We start from the raw sequence: 18,456 nt of genomic DNA, 5'->3' as shown, positions 1-18,456 counted from the left end.
GCGGCGGTGCGCCTCGGAGAGCATCGCGTAGGTCTTGCCGACGCCCGGCGCCGCGCCCAGGTAGATCCGGAGTTTGCCGCGTCCCATGGCTCCTTGTCCTGTCCGGTCTGTCCCACGCTCCGGCACGCCGGTCATCGTGTGAATGTGGACGTCGGCGGAGAAGGACGGACGCATCCAGACAACCCCGCTGCCGCGGCGGCAGGGCTGCCCTTGACGCCTCCCTGACGGGGACGCATCGTCCTTTGACACGTCTCTGACGGGAGTCCCCTCGCACACAGAGGAGAGTGTTAGCGACAGCAGCCGCCAACCTGTGACCGTGCTCCAGGCGTGTCCGCTGGCACGGTCGAATGCCGCGGTGAGAAACGTCTGGAAGCGTGCGCCGGCGGCGCAATGTCCGCCGGGGCAGGCGCCCAGCGCTGCCGTGCAGCATCGCCTGGTCGGCACAGCCGAGCAGCCACTACCTGCGGGTGTCATGGCCGCCCGGCCCACCAGTGGCAGTGTCGGGCGAGATACGTTCCTGCCCCCACCGCCCGGGGCATCCGGCCCGAGACGTACCAGGGCCGCGGGCAACCTGGTGGCCGATGGGCTCAGCAGGTACGATGCAGCGAACGCGTCAAGGCGACGCACGGTGTGCCGGGAAGTCTGGTCGGCGATGAAGAGGGCTCTGTGCCCATCCGTCGATCTCCCGGAGGCGTCCATATGCACATCCCGCCTCAGCAGACGCCCTCTCTCGTCAGCGACCAGCCGCTTCTCGAGCGCAGGTCCTTAGTACGTGCGCTCACCACGTTGAACTTCAGTGGCCCAGGCGCGTTGGCGGCGGTGGTGCTGGCCCTTGGTTGGGCGATCATTGCTGCGCCTGAAGCGTATGCCTCCCTAGGGGATCTCGGCTTCTCCGTGCAGCGCTGGATGGCCAACGGGCTGCTTACCCTCTTCATCGTCGGCGTCGGCATCGAACTGAAAGGTGAACCGGGCGCGGGCGAGTTACGGACTCAGAGGACGGCGCACCTGCCGGTGATTGCCGCCCTTTCATGCGTGGTCGTCTCAGCCGCTGCCTACCTGCTGCCCACCTCGGCGGGCGGCGGCTCTAACGGCCGGGCGGCCTTGATGGCGATCAGCACTGTGCTTGCCTTCGCCGCGGTCACGTTGTCTTTCACCCACCGCCCCGTCGCCCTGGGCGGCCTCCTGCTGCTCCTCCCGGTCGGCAGCGGACTTGGCGCGATGGCGGTCACCACCAGGTCCGCTACGAACATCATCGACCTCCTCACCCTGGGCGGCACCTTCGTGGCCCTTGCGGCCATCTACGCGTTGACGCTGTTCCAGCGCACTGGCGGTTGGTGGTACGCGACGCCTGGTGTGTCGGTGTGGACGTTGATCTCTACCGCCCTCACCAGGGAGCTGATCGCTCGTCCGCAGGTGAATCGAATCGTGCGCACCGAGGTTCCGGACATGTCGGGACGCTTTGGCTCATCGGTCGGGCGTCCGTCCTCAAAGATCGCTGGGGCCGCGCCCAACCCTTGCGCCGGTCCTTCACGGCTGGCGGTTGGCCTGCCCCTTCTCGTCGGGACCGTCAGCCACCCCGCGGGGGCGATTCCCTACGACTGCGTGAAATTCCGCGGACACCTCAGAGAGACCCTTGCCCCTCTGCCAGCATGACTGCCCGAGTGGGCGCGGGGGATCGCACGGCGCTCCCTCAGTAGCCCGGCTTTGAGGCCGTCACCAAGGGTGACGAGGGCTGGTGCCGCAACCTCGATAATATGCGCCAATTGTGGACCCGCATCACGAAAGAATTCTCTGGCTGTCGCTCCCACCTGCGTACGGTGTGAAATCTAAGAGGGCCTCCATGGGCCGGCTGGTGCCGACAGCTGGCCAAATCATGTTCGAGAACCTCGATCGTGGTCGGGTGCGGGCAGGATTCGCACGAAAGAGCACTCGTCAATCACGTACCCGCCTGCCGACTACGGCACTGCTGGGGGCTATGTATGAGCTGTCCCGCCGCTCGCGGATTATACCGTGTGGCCATCATTGAGCGCTAACGATTACTGAATCCCTAACGCGATAAATACGCCTGCTTGAGTCCTGCTGTTGCCTCGTGGTGCACGTGTTGACACAGAGTCTTCCGGCCGGTTTCATCATCCTTACCATCAGCGCGACAGCTAGCCCACGGCGACGGCGCAACTACGACCATGTCGTCCGTCCTGGAATCCGGAAGTTGGCACGCCAACCATGTCGGTTTCCTCGTGGCGAAGCCTGAAGTGGAACGGGGGATGGAGCTTTTGATGGCGAGCCCGCATTTTGAGTTGCTGACACACGCCCTCACTGAATCCCTGGCAAGCAGAGGTCGATTCGTCATTGTAGAGGGCCCTGCCGGATGCGGAAAAACGGAACTTCTGTACCGCTTTTCCCGCCATGCGTCGTCGGTTGGGGTGTGCACACTCTGGACTCAGGCTCGGCCGTCCGGGGCATCGACGGCACTGAGCCTCATTCGTCAGATTCTCAATAATCCGTCACTCTCCGAAGGGGCTGCGGCAGACTTTCGCTCTGCGTTGGACCAGGCCAGAGCCCTTCTCCGTTCTGCCGAAGGACGCCTCGGCGGGACGGCCGAGATGCAGCAAGTCTGGACCGCACTTCGCGGTCTGACGGCGACGAAACCCTTGCTGATCTGCGTAGATGGCCTCCAGCATGTGGACGCCACCTCCATGCGGTACCTGCTGTACATAGCCGGCCGGTCGCGAGGAAGCCGTCTGATGCTGGCTGCTACGGAGACTCCGTACAGTCACCGGCAGGACCATACGCATCGCACCGAATTCCTTCGGCTGTCGCACTTGCAGCGGCTACACATGGCCTGTCTCGAAAGCGACGCCGTGGCAGACTTCGTTGCCGAGTACACCAATAGTGAGCCCGATGAAACGGCGGCGCAGCGATATTACGCGCTCACAGGCGGAAATCCACTGCTACTTCGTGCCCTTCTCGACGAGAACACAGTTGTGTCCGGATCGTCGTCTTCGCAAGGCAGGTCGCAACATCCCCCGCGCTCGGGTGCTTTCCAGGAAGCCGTGCTGACCTGTTTGGCCAACAGCGGCCCTGACGCCTCGGTCGCGGCCGATGGGCTTGCTGTCCTTGATGTCGGTTCGGCAGCAGAGTTGAGTCAGATCTGTGGGGTTTCGCGTACCGAGATGGGCCGCGGAATACGTGCGCTCGAAGCGGTTGGCATTATCCGTGGTGGCCGATTCCGTCATCCCGCCGTACGGGAGACCGTCCTGGAGTGGATGGATCCGGAGCGCCGTCGGCAACTACACGGATCGGCAGCGGCCCTCCTGCGCGCCGACGGTGCCGCCGCAACAGAGATCGCTTCCCACGTGCTGGTCGCCGGGGGCACGGGGAAACCTTGGGAAGTCACGGTTCTGCAAGAGGCGGCCGAGGCGGTACTCGTCGAGGGCCGACAGCACCAGGCGCTCCAGTATCTGGAAATGGCCCACCGTATGAGCATTGACGAACGGGAGCGCACATCGATTCGCATAAGGACCGCCATCCTTATGCGTCGTACTAACCCACTGGCAAGCGAGCGAGTGGCCGAGGAACTGCTCGGTGACCTGCGGTCCGGCCGGGTCGCCCTTGACCAGTGCCAGGCTGTCGCCGACCTGTTGCGTGGACAGTGCCGCTTTGCGGAACTGGACGAGGTGAACCGTGTGGAGTCCGAACTCAGGAGCAGTTGCGCCTCCGAGTTCGCTGCCGCTCCGGCGCTCACCTCAGACGCCCCCGCGGCGCTGACGCGTCGGCCAGTGGATGTACGCCTGCGCCGTGGCTGGCCTCACGCGGATACTGCTCTGCTCCCCGAGCGGCATTCTCGCAAAGGTGTTGGCCCAAGACTACCGACAGGGGAGCTGGACGCCCACGACGTCGCCGCCGCAGAGGCGACACTCCGCCGCGTTGTGCTGAACGACTCCACACTCGAGCCAATCATCGTCGCGCTCAGGTGCCTTCTGGACGACGGGAAAGTAAGAAAGGCGCGGCATTGGTGCGACCTGTTCATGCGTGAGTCCATCCAGCGAAGGGCCAATGGCTGGTATGCCTGGCTCTCCCTGTTGCGCGCCGACATAGCCTTACATCTTGGCATGCCGTCTGAGGCCGAGGCCATCACTCAGGACGCGCTGAGCCGCCTCTCAGGACGCAGGGAGAGTGTTCTCGCCGGTGGACTTATCGGACTACAGGTTATGGCGCAGACCGCACTGGGGCATTACGAGAAGAGCGCGAGGGAACTGAATCGACCGCCGGCCGATTCGTTGCTAGGCAGCGGCTTCGGGTTATTGTACCTACGGGCGCGAGGGCTGCACAGCCTCGCTACCCGTCGACCGCATGTCGCGCTCGATGACTTTCTCACAGTCGGCAGTATGGCGCTTCGCTGGGCCGTTGACGAACCGGCCTGGCTGCCGTGGCGTGGTGACGCCGCTGAGGCTTGGCTGATGCTCGGGTACCGGGAGAAGGCCAAGCGCCTGGTTGTAGAGCAACTGGTGATGACCAGTGCACAGAGAACGCGAGTCCGTGGCGTGTCTCTTCGTTTACTGGGGGCGGCCACGGAGCCCCACAAGCGGCTCGAACTGCTCACCAGCGCCGTGCAGAAACTGCAGGTGACAGGGGACCGGCTGGAACTGGCGCGGGCGCTGCGCGACCTTGCTGAGACCCATCGGTCACTTGGGGAGACGAATCGGGCCAACGTAGCCACACGGCGTGCCTGGAAATTGGCCAAGGAATGTGAAGCAGAACCGCTTTGCGCGTGGTTGCTGAAGGAACACGACGAGTCGCTTGGGCAGCAAGAGAATGAGGTGCAGGGTGATGCCGGGGCATGGACAAACAAGCTCAGCGAGGCGGAGCGGAAGGTAGCCGTGCTGGCAGCGAGCGGTTACAGCAATCGTGACATCTCCATGAGGCTCCACGTTACGGTGAGCACCGTGGAGCAGCACCTCACACGTGTGTATCGAAAGCTTGACATTGCTGGCCGCCAGCAACTTCCCGTCGACATGCCATTCGATCTTGGCGGCGTCGCCTGACGTTGCGGACAAGAGGACCGGCATAACTGCCCTCTTGATGGTCTTCTCAAACGGAAACTGCGATGGAGTCGAAAGCTGGGTGACTGATCGAACCTCCTTGGCATTCTCTGTGCAGGGGATTCGAGACGCTCATGAGAACGAAGCCATCCGGTTAACCCCCCAAACATTGACTCTTTTGTGCACATAGGTAGGGTCGGATCTGTATGCCAATAATCGATAGGGAAGCGGAACTCTACAGGCTCAAAGCAGCTCTCGCTGACTGCCTGTCAGGAAAATCGAACGTAACTGTCCTGGAAGGCCCCGCCGGGTGTGGCAAGACCAGGCTGCTCGAAGCGCTACTGGAGAAGGCGGCTGCGGAGGGAGCAATCGTTCTGAGGGCAACGGCCCTGAACTCGGAGCGTGACCTCCCCCTGTCGGTGATGAGGCAACTGGCCGACAGTGCATCGGTCCCCGACAGAATTGGTAGGACTTTCGCTGCACTATCGGCAGATTACGGGGACGGAGGGGGTCCACACGATCCTGAACACCCTGAATGGGGCTACGAGGAGGGAACTTTCAAGGCGTGTACGGCACTGCACGCCGTCGTTCGCGACCGACCCGTCGTCATCGGCGTCGATGACGCGCACCACGCGGACGACAACTCCCTGCGGCGCCTGCTGTACATCGCCTCGCGCTCCAGAGCGACGGCCCTCATGATGATCTTCACCGAAGTCCTGCACCACCGGCAGTCGTGCCCTTCCTACCGCGACGCTTTCGTGCAGGAGCCCGAATGTAAACGCATGCAGCTTATGAGTCTGACGCCAGACGGCGTTATGAAACTGGTGAGCGAGGACTTGCCTGTATCCAGCGACGACCCGTTTGTCGATGGTCTCTTCACGGCCACCGGCGGGAATCCCCTGCTGATTCGGGCCCTTCTTGAAGATCACCGGGCGGCAGCTGTTGGGGGCGTTCCATCGGGGCAGACTGCAGAGCTCGCGCCAGGCGAAGTTTTCGTGCACACGATACTGACTTGTGTTGCGCGGAGCGGACCTGCAGCGGCGCGAGTGGCTGAGGGGCTTGCGGTCTTGGGAGAGGCCGCTACCCCGGATCTCATCCGACGCCTTTGTCAACTTCCGGCAGCCGTGGCCGAACTTGGTGTGCGGGTACTCCAGGCAACTGGCGTGCTACGGGACCTCGCCTTCCGGCACCCCACCGCGAAGGCAGCCGTGCTCGATGCCATGGAAACCGTCCGCCGACGCGAACTGCACAGTCGTACCGTCGCGCTTCTGCACGCCGACGGCACCCCTGCGGTGAGAATCGCCGACCATCTGCTGAGCGCAGATCGGGTGGAGGAGCCGTGGGGAATTTCCGTGCTACAGGATGCAGCCGAAGAGGTGTTGGCGGAAGACCAGGACAGGCTGGCGATCGACTACTTGGAGCTTGCCCACCGATTCTGCTTCCATACGCGGCAGCGTGTCGAGATCCTCCTCAGGTCCGCCGTCATTCTCCAGCGGCGTGACCCGGGGGGTGCGGAGAGGCTGAGCGACGACCTGCTGGTCAGCCTGCGGGCCGGAGCTCTCATCGCCCAGCACAGGGCGATGCTGGCGAATATTCTCCTCGGACAAGGGCGTAGCAAGGAAGCCCAGGAGGTCTTCGGCTCACTGCGTGAACTCGACGACCGGACTTCCCCCTTGCCCATCGACTGGGCGGCGGGCCCGCGGGCTCTGGTCGGTGAACTGCACCACCCCTGGGTGCGTGCAGGTGAAGAGTTCGGTGACAGCGAATCTCCTTACCCTGGCCGTGCAGGGCGCAATGGGCAGCCGTGGAGCGGGCCCATGCCGGCCGATGGGGATCAGATCACGGTCGCGGCTCAAGAGCTTCTCCAGCGGTCCGTCCTCACTGATTCGACTCTGGAAGCCATCAGTAGCGCCATCAAATGCCTCACTTATGCGGGAAGGACGGAGGAGGCACAGTACTGGAGCGGTGTCCTCCTGGGAGAGGCAGATCAACGTGATGCCCCTGGTTGGTCCGCACATTTCGCTGGACTCCGGGCAGAAGCCGCGTATCACGAAGGCGACATGCCGCAGGCAAGAGATGCGGCCCGGCTTGGTCTTGAGCGAATGTCCAGGCGTAGCAGGAGCCTGCTCACCTGCTGGCTGATGTCCGTGGAGCTCATGGCGGAAACAAACATGGGGAACTACGAGGCCGGCGCCAAAGTACTGAACCAGCCAACCCCCGAGGACCTGTTCGGTACAGCTTACGGCCTCATGTACCTTCGGGCTCGAGGCCACTACCACCTAGCCGCCGACCGGCTCGTCGATGCACTCGACGATTTCACATCCGTGGGCGAGGCCGCGCGCCGCTTGGACACCGATATCCCCACATGGCTGCCTTGGCGCGGTGACACGGCTGAGGTGTTGCTTCGGCTCGGGCAGCGAGGTGAGGCGGAGCGGCTGATCGTGGAGCAACAGGCCAGGATTACCGACAGTTGCGGCAGGGCGCGAGGCATGACCCTGCGCCTATTGGCGGCAACGACTCCTCCAGACAGGCGACTGCCGATCCTTGCCCGGTCGATGGCATTGCTCCGCAATGCCGGCGACCGACTCGAACTGGCCCGTACGCTGTACGATCTCGCAGACGCGTACAAGCGACACGGAGAAACGGCACAGGCAGCTACGGCCGCGCGCCGTGCCTGGAGCCTTGCCAAGGAGTGCGGCGCCGAGCCGCTGTGCACCACAGGGCGACTCGCATACGATGGGAGCCACGGGAACAGCGAGGCGGAGAGCCATGACGTCGACGTGCAGAAGGTCCGGCTCAGCAACGCGGAGAGGCGGGTTGCTGTGCTGGCGGCGTGTGGGTACACGAACCGCGACATATCCTCGCGCCTGTCGGTTACGATCAGCACTGTTGAACAGCACCTCACCGGAATTTATCGGAAATTCCGGATCCGAGGTCGTGAACAATTGCCGTTGGAACTGCAATTCGAGGTCGAGGATGTAAGGTGACTCGGGGGTAGTCGATATGTTCTCCATCGTCGTAGATGGAAGCGAGAAAGTGACGAGGCCCGCGCGGCGGGCAGAAGTGGTATGCAGGGTTGATGGGAGATTCTAAGGTGTTGATGACTGGGACGATCGTTCGGTTCGACGAGTCCCGCGGATACGGGTTCATCACACCCGATGAGGGGCACGAGGACGTGTTTATGCACGCCAACGATCTGCTGGCCGACGAGTACCTGTACCAGGCCGGGAGGCGCGTGGAGTTCTTCATCGGAGCAAGCGAAAGGGGTCCGAAGGCATCGGAGATACGCCTCGTCACGGCGGGCGCGGTGGATGCTCCTTTGCCGACTGTTCGGGCCAACACTGAATCGGCGCCGCTCCCACCGGTCGTGGTTTCGGCTGCCGCGAAGGCCGAGCAAGGAGAGGAGGAGGAGCCCACTTGCGACGTTCTGTCACTTTCTGAGTTCCGCAGCGAAGTGACCGAGATCCTCATCCGTGCCGACGAAACACTGACGGCTGGGCAGATCCACCGGGTACGGACGGGGCTTGCCGAGGCGGCCTTGGCTCACGGGTGGGTGGAAGCCACCGAAAGCTGATCGCGAACACCCCCCGCGACCGGACGAGGGCGCTACCCCGGAAGCTCCCCCTGGGCTCTGGTTCCGGTCGGACTTGCCGGTGAGGGCTGCGGCGGCGCTAGTTGTATCGCCCTGTGAGGTTGGGTGCGCGGCTGGAGGGTGGTTGGCCGTTCAGTGCGGTGTGGCCGCGGTGGTGATTGTAGGTGCGTAGCAAGTGGGGGAATGCTTTGCGTCGTTCGGTCTCTGAGCGGTAGGGGTGGGCGTAGGCCCATTCGTCGAGGAGGGTGCGGTTGAAGCGTTCGACCTTGCCGTTGGTCTGTGGCCGGTAGGGCCGGGTTCGCTTGTGGGCGATCTGGGCCGCGGTGAGAGCGTCGCGCCATGCGTGTGAGCGGTAGCAGGCGCCGTTGTCGGTCAGGACGCGTTCGACGGTGATCCCGGCGTGGGTGAAGAACGCTTGGGCGCGGGTCCAAAAGGCGGTGGCGGTCTCCTTCTTCTCGTCCGGGTGGATCTCGCTGTAGGCGAGGCGGGAGTGGTCGTCGACGGCGGTGTGGAGGTAGCTGTAGCCGGCGTTTTTGCGGGTCTTGCGGCCTGCTTGTCGGCCCAGGACCTTGTGGCCGCCGCCGTCGGGGATGTTCCCGAGCTTCTTGATGTCGACGTGCACCAGTTCGCCGGGACGCTCTCGTTCGTAGCGGCGTATGGGGTGGCCGGTGGCCCGGTCCAGGTGTGTGAGGCGGGCCAGGCCGTGGCGGGTCAGCACGCGGTGCACGGTGGAGGGCACCAGACGGAGCAGGTGGGCGATGCGGGCTGGTCCCCAGCGGCGCAGGATCCGGACCTTGATGATCCGGCGCTCGGTGCGGGTGGGGGTGCGGCGCGGGCTGGTGTGAGGGCGGCTGGGGTGGTCGGTCATGCCTGCCTCGCCATGCAGTTGGTATCGGCTGGCCCAGCGCTGGTCGGTGGTGGGCGAGACCTGGAAGCGTTCCGCGGCTCGGCGCAGGGTCCAGCCGTCCTCGATCACGCAGCGGGCCAGGCGCAGACGGCCGGTCTCGGTCAGGGGTGCATCACGGTGAGGCATGACGGCCTTTCTGTCGTCCGGCATCGATGTCACAATCCACACCGAGCCAGAAGGCCCTCACCCATTTCAAGATCTCTCAGCCGAGCCCTGCGTCACCAACCCCCGTGGACAGAACACCCTGGGGCAGTATGGACAACGCACCGCGGACAGGAAAGGCTGACCGATGGAACTGCGGCTTGCTCACGGCTACCCTCCCCGTGAGGGATCGCACGCACCCCACGACGAATATCAACTGCCATGCTAGACACACCGCGTCCTCGACTCGGCACCGTGCCGTCGCCGTTATCAACCTGCAGTGATCTCCTGCCTGGAAAGGCTCCCGACTCTCAGGGGCATCGAGTGGGTGACGGAAAGGTTACGAATACACCACTAAGAAGCGGGCCCCTCATCCGCGGGGTCACACGATACCCATCGCGTCCTGCGGTGCGGGCTCTCGGAGTGGTTGCCGAAGTCTCAGTGCCAGACCGTGCCACGGCGACCGCCTCCGCGGACTGCGGCACGCCACGCACCACCAGGAGGACGCGCCCCGCAGTTGAGACGTCCGGGCCACCGCCGAAAGGCCGACGGTCACCTGGCCGCCGCCGACTCGGCCGCTGATGACCCTGTCCGCGAACGGTTCTGTCAGGCCCTTCACCGCAGGCCTACCGCCCTCTTGAGCTGGGCTGAGCCCTCCAGGTAAACCCGCGCAGGCGCTGACCAGATACTGCTGTGCGGTGTTTGCTGTCACGGCCGGTAGATCATCTCGATGAGGCCGGCTGCGATCAGAGTCCATGCCCCCACCCCGAGAACCCATACCGTCTCGGTGAGGATCCCGGTGACGGCCAATACCACCGCGAGTAACCCCAGGCCCCACTCGACCCGCCACATCTGCTCGTCGGGCCGGGAGCGTCTCACGAGTCTGATCGTTGCGTACGAGGTGTCGGCGTACTGGTACCTCTTGACCTATTCAGCAGGCCTAGGTCCGATAGCGTGGCGGCTGGCGCTGTCGAGGAACGGGGGATTCGCCGGGAGTACCCCGACGATGCCCACACGGAACCACCTGCCATCGCTCGGCTCCTTCTTCCGTAGCGGCTGCTGCCCAGCGTGGCATATTCCTGTGAATATCAGACCCGCACATCATCGTGGCTCTGGAATCCTTACGGAATTTTGATGATCGTGTGGGCGGTGGTGGTGCACTTGGCGGATGCCCTTTCGGCCGGCCGGGCAGTCCATGGCGGAGTGTGAAGGTCTCCAGGGTGTTTTTTGCGGTGCTCGCCGTAGCAGCACGACGCCATACATGCGGCGGATCGGGTCCTGCGCGGCCGGATCGAAGCTGCAGCTCGAAGCTCTGCCGAGCAATCCGCGGTCGCCGTGCCCACGCGGAAGATGTCGCTGAATTCCCGTCTCCATCCCGGCCGCGGCCCTCACCGCATGGTGGCACGGCAGGTTGCCGGATCCGGGAAACGTGTGACCAGATCAGGTGAGGCTACAAGCCGTGCATGTGCATAGTTCGGCACCGTGGTGGCGGCTAGGGTGGGGAACCGGACGTTGATGGTTAGCTGACGGAGTCCTGACGCCGGTTGCGCCAGCCGCCCCGGGCAGGGAAAGGGGCCGCTGTGCGTGGCTGGCTGCGTTCGACCGGCCGGTCGCTGCTGGCCACGCACCCTGCGCGACTGGTCGTTCTGGCGTTCGGGTTGGTCGTACTTGTCGGCACCCTGCTGTTGTCGCTGCCCGTGGCGGCCGAGGACCGCTCTGCGACGGGCTTGGTGCCGTCGTTGTTCACCGCCACCTCAGCGGTGTGCGTGACCGGCCTGACGGTGGTGGATACCGGAACGCACTGGAGCGCCTTCGGTGAGGGCGTGATCCTGGCGCTGATCCAGGTAGGCGGCTTCGGGATCATGACCTTGGCGTCACTGCTGGCGCTCCTCGTCGCCGGCAGACTCCGGCTGCGCCTTCAGCTGACAGCGCAGGTGGAGACGAAGGCCCTCGGCTTGGGCGACGTACGCCGGGTACTGCTGGGCGTGGCAGGCACCACGCTGATCGTGGAGTTGTCGGTCGCGGCGCTGCTGGCGCTGCGCTTTCGTTTCGGCTACGACCAGGGCGTGGGCGAGTCTGCCTACTCCGCGCTCTTCCATGCTGTCTCCGCCTTCAACAACGCCAGATTCGGACTGCACGCAGACAGCCTCACCCGCTATGCCACCGACCCCTGGGTGACTGTGCCGGTCGCTGCGGCGGTCATCTGCGGCGGCCTCGGTTTTCCGGTGATGTTGGAGGTGTTGCGGCACCGGCACCGGCGGCGGGTCAGCGGCCGGCGCAATTGGTCGCTGCACGCCAAGCTCACGCTGACGACCACCGCTGCCCTGCTGGCCGCCGGGGCGGCTCTCACCTGTGCACTGGAGTGGTCCAACGGCGCCACCCTCGGTCCGTTCGGTACCGGCGAGAAACTGCTCAGCGGCTTCTTTCACTCTGCCATGACCCGCACCGCGGGCTTCAACTCCGTCGCTATCGATGCACTGCACCCGGCCACACTGCTGGTGACCTGCGTGCTGATGTTCATCGGTGGCGGAAGCGCAGGAACCGCGGGCGGCATCAAGGTCACGACGTTCGCGGTGCTCGCGGTCGCCATGGTCGCCGAGGTGCGCGGCGAGCCCGCCGCCGAGACCATGGGCCGCCGCATCCCGCCGACCGCGCTGCGGCAGGCGCTGACGGTGGCGCTGCTCGCCATCGGACTGGTGATATCGGCCACCGTGGTGCTGCTGACCATGACCCAGGAGAGGTTCGAGGCGGTGCTCTTCGAGACGGTTTCCGCCTTCGGCACCGTCGGCCTGTCCACCGGCATCACCGCCGACCTTCCGGCGGTCGGCCAGGTCGTCCTGGTCCTGCTGATGTTCGTCGGCCGCGTCGGTCCCATCACCCTGGTGTCGGCACTCGCGCTGCGCGAGCGCACGCGCCGCTTTCAACTGCCCGAAGAACGCCCAGTCATTGGATGACCATGAGCAACTACCTGCACCACCTCCACCGCATGCGTGGTAAGCAGCAGGCGGGCAGCGGCCGCCGGCAGGCCGGAACGGACAGGATCGCCGTCATCGGCCTGGGCAGATTCGGCGGCTCACTGGCCGACGAGCTGACGCGCCGTGGGTGGGACGTCCTGGGCATCGATACCGATGCCCGGCTGGTCCAGAAGTACAGCGACGCGCTCACCCATGCCGCCGCCGCGGACTGCACTGACCCCGGAACCCTGGAGCAGTTGGGTGTGAAGGACTTCACCCATGTGGTGGTCGGTATCGGCACCGACATTCAGGCGTCCATCCTGGTCGCGTCAAACCTGCTGGAGGCCGGAGTGACGAACATCTGGGCGAAGGCCGTCAGCCGTCAGCACGGCCAGATCCTTGAACGGCTCGGCGTGCATCACGTCATCCTCCCTGAGCACGAGATGGGCGAGCGCGTTGCCCACCTCGTGACCGGCCGGATGCTCGACTTCATCCAGTTCGATGACGACTTCGCACTCGCCAAGACCGTCGCGCCGCGACTCGCCATCGGCGTCCCCCTCGGCGAGAGCCGCGTCCGCACCCACCATGGCGTCACCGTGGTCGGCATCAAACGCCCCGGAGAGGTGTTCACCTACGCCACAGCTGAGACGGTCCTGGAGGAAGGCGACGTCATCATCGTCACCGGACGCACGCAAGCGGTCGAAACCTTCGCCGAGCTCACCTGAAGGCACCGCAACCGCGCATGCATGCTCTCTCTCATCGCGGTTCGCCGGGCGCCAACGTGCGCATCACGACCGGGCACGGTCCGCCCTCGGCTGCCGCTGCTTCGGGACGACATGGCCCGCAGCCCTGTCCGCCCCGTTCGGCAGGCCGACGAGATCCTCGACATTGAACATGCGAGCGATGGGTACGTCGGTACTGGAGTGGGCAATGATCGAAAACGCGATGCAGACCGCGATCAGTGTGAAGGCTTCCTCGCCCTGCGGGACCTGGGCCTGGAGCACCAGGAGCCCGTAGACCACCGACGCGAAGCCCTTCGGCCCGAACCAGGCCGCGGTCAGCCGTTCACGCCGGTCGAAGCGGGTCCCGATGAGGGACAGCAGCAGCGAAGCCGGCCGGATCAGCACGATAGCCAGTACCACCGCCACGTACCCGCCCCAGGACAGGTTGCCGAACAGTTCCGGCGTCAGCAGCGCCCCGAACACCAGCAGCGCGGCGAACTTCGCCAGCTCCGCCAGCGACGCTCCGAGCGGCTCGAACGCGCCCTTGGCCTCCGGGGAGAGGGAGGCGAGGACCGCGCCGGCGGAGAACGCAGCCAGGTAGGGGTTGGAGTGGGTCAAGTGGCAGACCGCGTACAGGATGATCCCGACCGCAAGCGGCAGCAGCGGCTGCAACTTGGGCTCCGGACCCAGGAGACGGAACCGCACCAGCCAGTACACCACCGCCGGCGCCGCGACTCCCAGCGCCAGCCCTCCGATCAACTCCAGGCCGATCTTGCCGAGATCCGCCTCGGCTCCGTGCCCGGCCGGGCCGGCGGCGGCGATCAGAATGAGTACTACGGGCAGCGCGAGGCCGTCGTTGATGCCGCTCTCGACGTTCAGCAACTGACGCAGCCGCGCCGGTACTTCCTTGCGGCTCACGATCGCCGAGGCGAACACCGGGTCGGTCGGTGCCAGGACCGCACCCACCAAGAAGGACGTCGTCCAGTCCAGTCCCACCACGAAGTGCGTGACCAGCGCCATACCGAAGAAGGCCAGCGGCATACCGAGCGCCAGTGCGCGGGCAGGGTTCTTCCAGGCGCTGCGCAGAGCAGGGAACGACACGTGCATGCCATCGGTGAACAGCACCGCGAACAGCGCGAGATCAGCGGTAACCGCGACCAGGTCACTGTCCGGCGTGATGTGGATCAGACCCAGGAAGCCGTCACTGACCAGGGCGCCACCGACCAGAAACAGCAGCGACGTGGAAAGGACGGAGCGGGCCGCCAGGCCCGACAGGAGCACCGCAACCAGCAGCGCCACACCGAAGACCGCGATAAGTACCACGACGGAAGCCCCCCGATCAGCAAAGCGATCATTCCCCTGCTCGCCGACCAGACTTCCCGGCACACCGCCGGGAACCTTATCCCACTCCCGCGCACCCCTCCACCCTTGACGCCATCGCAAGTCAGGTGTCGGCAGATGCCCTGGCCCGCTGTCCGTAGACGAGCGGGACGGCTTGCAGACGACTCGCGCCTGGTCGCCCTTACCGCGGTGCAGGGCCGAGGTTGTGGAGGGTGATCAGCAACGGCTGAGTCAGCAACTGCGAGCGGTACGACGCTGTGGCCCACCGGAGGGCACTCAACGGAGACCTCACGTCTTCGTCATGAAACAGGACCGGCGTCATGAACGGCGACGACGTCAGCAGTACACGCACCTTCGGCGCCCGAAACCGGCCAGACGACCGCTGCGACGGGCGGTTTCGGTCGTGCAGGGGCGGACACCCCGCTGGTACCGTGGTGGGAGGGTCTTCTTTGAGGGCTGAGGGGAGCGTTCGGTGTCGTTTCTGAGGTTCGCCTACGACGAGGTCAGGGAGATGGCCCGCACCCTGGAGGAGAGCGGCAGCCGGATGAAGAGCGCCTCGAAGGAAATGACCCGGGCCGATGCCACCAGGATCGGTCACGAGGAACTCCACGCCGCGTGCGACGACTTTGCCGGATCGTGGGATTACGGTTTCAGCCAGCTCTCGAAGATGACCAAGGGTGTGTCGTCGTTCACCAATACGGCGGCCGACGAGTTCGCGAAGCTGGACGAGAAGCTCTACAACGAGCTGATGGGCAAGGGCGGCTGAGCGGGAGCCCTCATGCGGATGCGACGGTACCTGCGCAAGATGCTGGAGGAGGGCGACGCGCTCGGGGAGTTCAACACGCCGATCCCGTGGCCGTCGGTCTGGCTCTTCGCCAAGTTCGCCTACTGCGCGGAGCAGTTCGGATATCGCTATGCCGGGCTCGCCACCGGCGTCCCCGCCGATCTGCGCCCGCCGTTGCACACGTTCCGCCGCCTCCCCGACGCCCGCCGCCGCGCCGAGCGCACCGGTCGTGACTATCCGCGCGCGCTCCGAGGGGGTCGGCTGCCCGGCATGTACCCCTGGCCCGTACCGCTGATCGCCCGTGGGCCTGCCCGGCGCGAGGTCCGGCTGCTGCACGCCCGGATCAAGGCCGACTACTTCGGTGTGGTGGGCTGGGAGCCGGTGCGAGGGCTGGCCTTCAAGGTCTTCGCGGTCGTGATGGTGGCCGTTCTGGTGAGCGGGGGTGTCGGTGAGCCGCTGGTGTTCGTCGCCGCCGGCGGGCTCGCCGCGGCGTTGATCCTGCTGATCGTGTTCTCGAAGGTGTTCATGCGCAGGCGCCGAGCGTCGTACCTGCGGCTGCTGGCGCGCGAGGGGATTCAGTGGCCTCCGGCGGTATCGGCGGCGACGGAGGGCTGAGCCGCCTCGCTTTCCTCGTCGTCCCGCTCTTCCGCGGTGTCGAAGGAGAAGGTCCGGCCGATGGCGGAGAGCCGCTCGGTGTACGCCGTCAGCAGGTCGACGCAGGGCGTGGAGACCGTGACGTACACGACGTAGTCGTGAGGTGCCGGGATGATGAGCTGGAGCACAGCGAGGGAAACGGTTTCGGGCACCATCCCCGGGTTGCCGGCCGGTGGTGCGTCACCGTCCTGCAGAGACGCGGCGACGTCCGCCGACCGGACCGCGCGCACTGACGCCGACATCACCCCGGGGCCGCAGGGCAGGTGCACGGCGAGCAGCGTGTCCTTCGCACCTTGCCGGCCCTTCGCCCGCGGGAGGTCGATCTCGGTCAGGCCCTGTTCTCCGGCGAAGAGCGCCTGCTCCTTGGCCCGGTAGATGCCCTCCGCGGCCAGCAACCGGTCGCCGTGCAGGCTCGGGCGGGCGGAGACGGCCAGCAGGCCCTGGGAGAGCCGGTAGCCGTCGTCGGAATCCTCTATCCCCAGGCACACCGCCACGTCCACGAGGGTCTCCTCGGCCACGAGCAGCGTGGGCAGGCTCCGCAGCATCTGCCGGGCGTACTCGGCACGTTCCACCTCGTCCGCCCCGGGGAGCAGCTCGACGGCGGCCTCCTGCCAGGCGTCGAGCCGGATCGGATCCCGGACGTGTACGAATGCGTCTGGCAGCTCGTAACGGAAGGCGTAGCGGACGTTCTCCGGCACGGGCCCCTGCGGGGCCGGCTTGACCTGCACGGCTGTCACCCCCCTGCCCGGGGCGATATGCCGCTGTCGAAGGCGGTGCCGGCAGAAGCGAGGGGCTGGCTGAGATCCCGGTCGGGCTCCACGAAATCCCACACCTTCGGTGCCGTGCCGACCAGGGGGATGTCGCCCGTGTTCCAGTCTCCGTACCAGGGCGCCCCGTCCTCGAAGAAGTACCGGCCGTTGATGTTGGAACCACCGGACAGGCCGACGCCGCCCTGCGTCCACCGCAGATCCTTCAACCGCCCCGACGAGATCATCGACTCACCCTGGCGGACCATGCTGCTCCCCTTGTCGATCCAGCGGTACGACTGGCGCATCTCCCGGAACGCCTGCAGGGAGTTCTGCGCGCCGGTACGCAGCCCCTGGAGGCCTTCCTTCACCTTCCACGGCTTGCGCATGAAGTTGGACGCCATGGCCTTGAAACCGGCCGTGTTCTTCAGGGTCTTGGCCGCGTTGAGGCTGTCCGTTCCCAGGGTCCTGATGGTGGTGCCGGCGCTCTTCAGGTCCTTGCCCGCCTTCGCCAACCGCATCCCCTTCACCGCCCGGAAGCCGGCGAAAACCCCGGCCGCGTCCCAGGCGAGGGTCTGCCATGTCACGCCCTCCGCGCCGCCGAGGAAGGCGGCCCCGTGGAACAGCAGCGCACCGCCCGCCAGGGCGAGGCCGATCCAGCCGAGCCCGGGAACGCCGAGGAGGGCCAGGATGCCGACGACCATCGCGGCATCGGCCAGGAAGTCCCCGATGGCCTTCCAGAAGTCTGGATCGGTGATCGAGGCAAAGGCGTTCTCCAGCATGTTGCCGAGATCGTTGATCCGCCGCTCGAACCAGTTGGGCTTGGGCGGGGCGTCGTCAGCGGCTTCCCTGAGCCTCCTGGCGGCGTTCCGGGCATCAGTGTTGAACTCGCCGTTCAGGGTGCGCGCACGGGTACGGATATCGTCCAGCTCGCCCTGCGCGTCGCTCAGCGCCCGCTTCTTACCCTTACCGTCCCGCTCGTGGTCTTCCTTCTCCCGGTCGGACATGCCCGCGGTGTCGGCCGGCAGCCCGTCCACCGCCCCCTGCGCCGTGCTCACCCGCCCGGCGGCGTCTGCGGCTTCGCTTTCCAGGCGGCGGGCCGCGGCCTGGAAGCGGGCCAGGCTCGTGTGCCACGACGAGAGCGCCCGGTGTGCCTCGTCGAGGGAACCCAGCGCCTTCTTCAGGTAGGGCGGTATCTCGGAGACGCTCTCACTGAACTTGTCTGCGGCCTTCCCCACCCAGATGCCGTCCGAGGCACCGATCTTGTTGACCTCGGTGTGTGCGGAGTTGCCCTCGCCGCTCACCCGCCCCACCAGCGACACCAGAGTCGACAGGTCGTTGAGATCACCCGGGGCCGGGTCGAAGCCTAAATGGGGGAAGTTCCTCTCGGTACTCACATGCCCTCCCAGCAGTCACCGCCTGAACAGAGCTGTTGCCTCGGCGAACAGCACGCTGTTACCCGTCGGTTCGGTTCCACGTCGGGGGCGGTTCTTGAGAGTGGTGCTCTCGACGGTAGCTGCGTTGCGTTCAGGTTCCGCTTCACATGATGGTCTTGTCTCGAACCTGCGCTCAA

General features: G+C 65.7%; 14 protein-coding genes. 8 read left to right on the top strand and 6 right to left on the bottom strand.

All coding sequences use genetic code 11. The features are described from left to right. A partial coding sequence (locus tag LG396_RS40000) for a hypothetical protein (protein WP_372483640.1) occupies nt 1-87 on the bottom strand: 87 nt, incomplete at its 3' end. A gap of 612 nt (nt 88-699) precedes the next feature. Between LG396_RS40000 and LG396_RS37980 the strand changes: the two genes are divergently transcribed. From LG396_RS37980 to LG396_RS37965, 4 genes are all read left to right on the top strand, one after another. Then, nucleotides 700-1,653, top strand: a complete 954-nt coding sequence (locus tag LG396_RS37980) for a Na+/H+ antiporter NhaA (RefSeq protein ID WP_225798196.1) — start codon at nt 700-702, stop codon at nt 1,651-1,653. 530 nt (nt 1,654-2,183) lie between these two features. Then, nucleotides 2,184-5,045 (top strand): helix-turn-helix transcriptional regulator, encoded by a 2,862-nt coding sequence (locus LG396_RS37975; RefSeq protein ID WP_225798195.1) that lies wholly within the window; start codon nt 2,184-2,186, stop codon nt 5,043-5,045. A 203-nt stretch (nt 5,046-5,248) separates the two neighbouring features. Continuing rightward, nucleotides 5,249-8,029 (top strand): helix-turn-helix transcriptional regulator, encoded by a 2,781-nt coding sequence (locus LG396_RS37970; RefSeq protein WP_225798194.1) that lies wholly within the window; start codon nt 5,249-5,251, stop codon nt 8,027-8,029. Between the two features lie 107 nt (nt 8,030-8,136). Next, the gene (locus tag LG396_RS37965; RefSeq protein ID WP_372483639.1) at nt 8,137-8,616 is read left to right on the top strand and encodes a cold-shock protein; all 480 of its coding nucleotides are present in this window, start codon (nt 8,137-8,139) and stop codon (nt 8,614-8,616) included. Nucleotides 8,617-8,713: 97 nt separating this feature from the next. Here the strand turns inward: LG396_RS37965 and LG396_RS37960 are convergent, their stop codons facing one another. Together LG396_RS37960 and LG396_RS37955 are read right to left on the bottom strand one after the other, a co-directional pair. After that, nucleotides 8,714-9,667, bottom strand: coding sequence for an IS481 family transposase (locus tag LG396_RS37960; RefSeq protein ID WP_225798192.1), 954 nt, complete (start codon nt 9,665-9,667; stop codon nt 8,714-8,716). Between the two features lie 723 nt (nt 9,668-10,390). After that, nucleotides 10,391-10,561: a hypothetical protein gene (locus LG396_RS37955; protein ID WP_225798191.1), complete on the bottom strand. Its 171-nt coding sequence runs from the start codon at nt 10,559-10,561 to the stop codon at nt 10,391-10,393. 701 nt (nt 10,562-11,262) lie between these two features. Here LG396_RS37955 and LG396_RS37950 point away from each other — a divergent pair. Beyond that, nucleotides 11,263-12,636, top strand: a complete 1,374-nt coding sequence (locus tag LG396_RS37950; RefSeq protein WP_225798190.1) for a TrkH family potassium uptake protein — start codon at nt 11,263-11,265, stop codon at nt 12,634-12,636. Then, the gene (locus LG396_RS37945; protein ID WP_263980082.1) at nt 12,633-13,361 is read left to right on the top strand and encodes a potassium channel family protein; all 729 of its coding nucleotides are present in this window, start codon (nt 12,633-12,635) and stop codon (nt 13,359-13,361) included. The genes LG396_RS37950 and LG396_RS37945 overlap by 4 nt, the downstream gene beginning before the upstream one ends. A 63-nt stretch (nt 13,362-13,424) precedes the next feature. Here LG396_RS37945 and LG396_RS37940 read toward each other — a convergent pair whose 3' ends face one another. Continuing rightward, nucleotides 13,425-14,681 (bottom strand): cation:proton antiporter, encoded by a 1,257-nt coding sequence (locus LG396_RS37940; RefSeq protein ID WP_225798197.1) that lies wholly within the window; start codon nt 14,679-14,681, stop codon nt 13,425-13,427. A 490-nt stretch (nt 14,682-15,171) separates the two neighbouring features. Here LG396_RS37940 and LG396_RS37935 point away from each other — a divergent pair, with 490 nt between their 5' ends. Continuing rightward, on the top strand, nt 15,172-15,465 hold the full coding sequence (locus tag LG396_RS37935) for a hypothetical protein (protein ID WP_037748140.1): 294 nt from the start codon (nt 15,172-15,174) through the stop codon (nt 15,463-15,465). A 12-nt stretch (nt 15,466-15,477) separates the two neighbouring features. Beyond that, nucleotides 15,478-16,098 carry a hypothetical protein gene (locus tag LG396_RS37930; protein WP_037748138.1) on the top strand — a complete coding sequence of 207 codons (621 nt, stop codon included), beginning with the start codon at nt 15,478-15,480 and terminating at the stop codon, nt 16,096-16,098. On the opposite strand, the gene LG396_RS37925 is transcribed toward LG396_RS37930, so the two are convergent. Beyond that, the gene (locus LG396_RS37925; RefSeq protein WP_225798189.1) at nt 16,059-16,865 is read right to left on the bottom strand and encodes a hypothetical protein; all 807 of its coding nucleotides are present in this window, start codon (nt 16,863-16,865) and stop codon (nt 16,059-16,061) included. The genes LG396_RS37930 and LG396_RS37925 overlap by 40 nt on opposite strands. 5 nt (nt 16,866-16,870) lie before the next feature. Then, the gene (locus LG396_RS37920; RefSeq protein WP_225798188.1) at nt 16,871-18,280 is read right to left on the bottom strand and encodes a hypothetical protein; all 1,410 of its coding nucleotides are present in this window, start codon (nt 18,278-18,280) and stop codon (nt 16,871-16,873) included. Between the last annotated feature and the right edge of the window lie 176 nt (nt 18,281-18,456).

It is taken from the genome of Streptomyces aculeolatus (assembly GCF_020400605.1).
GTDB lineage: Bacteria > Actinomycetota > Actinomycetes > Streptomycetales > Streptomycetaceae > Streptomyces > Streptomyces aculeolatus.
This window is presented reverse-complemented; position numbering and strand designations above follow the sequence as displayed.

Excerpts from the sequence above, each read along its gene's own strand:
- LG396_RS37980 (WP_225798196.1), top strand. The coding sequence starts at position 700 with ATGCACATCCCGCCTCAGCAGACGCCCTCTCTCGTCAGCGACCAGCCG.
- LG396_RS37975 (WP_225798195.1), top strand. The coding sequence starts at position 2,184 with ATGTCGTCCGTCCTGGAATCCGGAAGTTGGCACGCCAACCATGTCGGT.
- LG396_RS37970 (WP_225798194.1), top strand. The coding sequence starts at position 5,249 with ATGCCAATAATCGATAGGGAAGCGGAACTCTACAGGCTCAAAGCAGCT.
- LG396_RS37960 (WP_225798192.1), bottom strand. The coding sequence starts at position 9,667 with ATGCCTCACCGTGATGCACCCCTGACCGAGACCGGCCGTCTGCGCCTG.
- LG396_RS37945 (WP_263980082.1), top strand. The coding sequence starts at position 12,633 with ATGACCATGAGCAACTACCTGCACCACCTCCACCGCATGCGTGGTAAG.
- LG396_RS37930 (WP_037748138.1), top strand. The coding sequence starts at position 15,478 with ATGCGGATGCGACGGTACCTGCGCAAGATGCTGGAGGAGGGCGACGCG.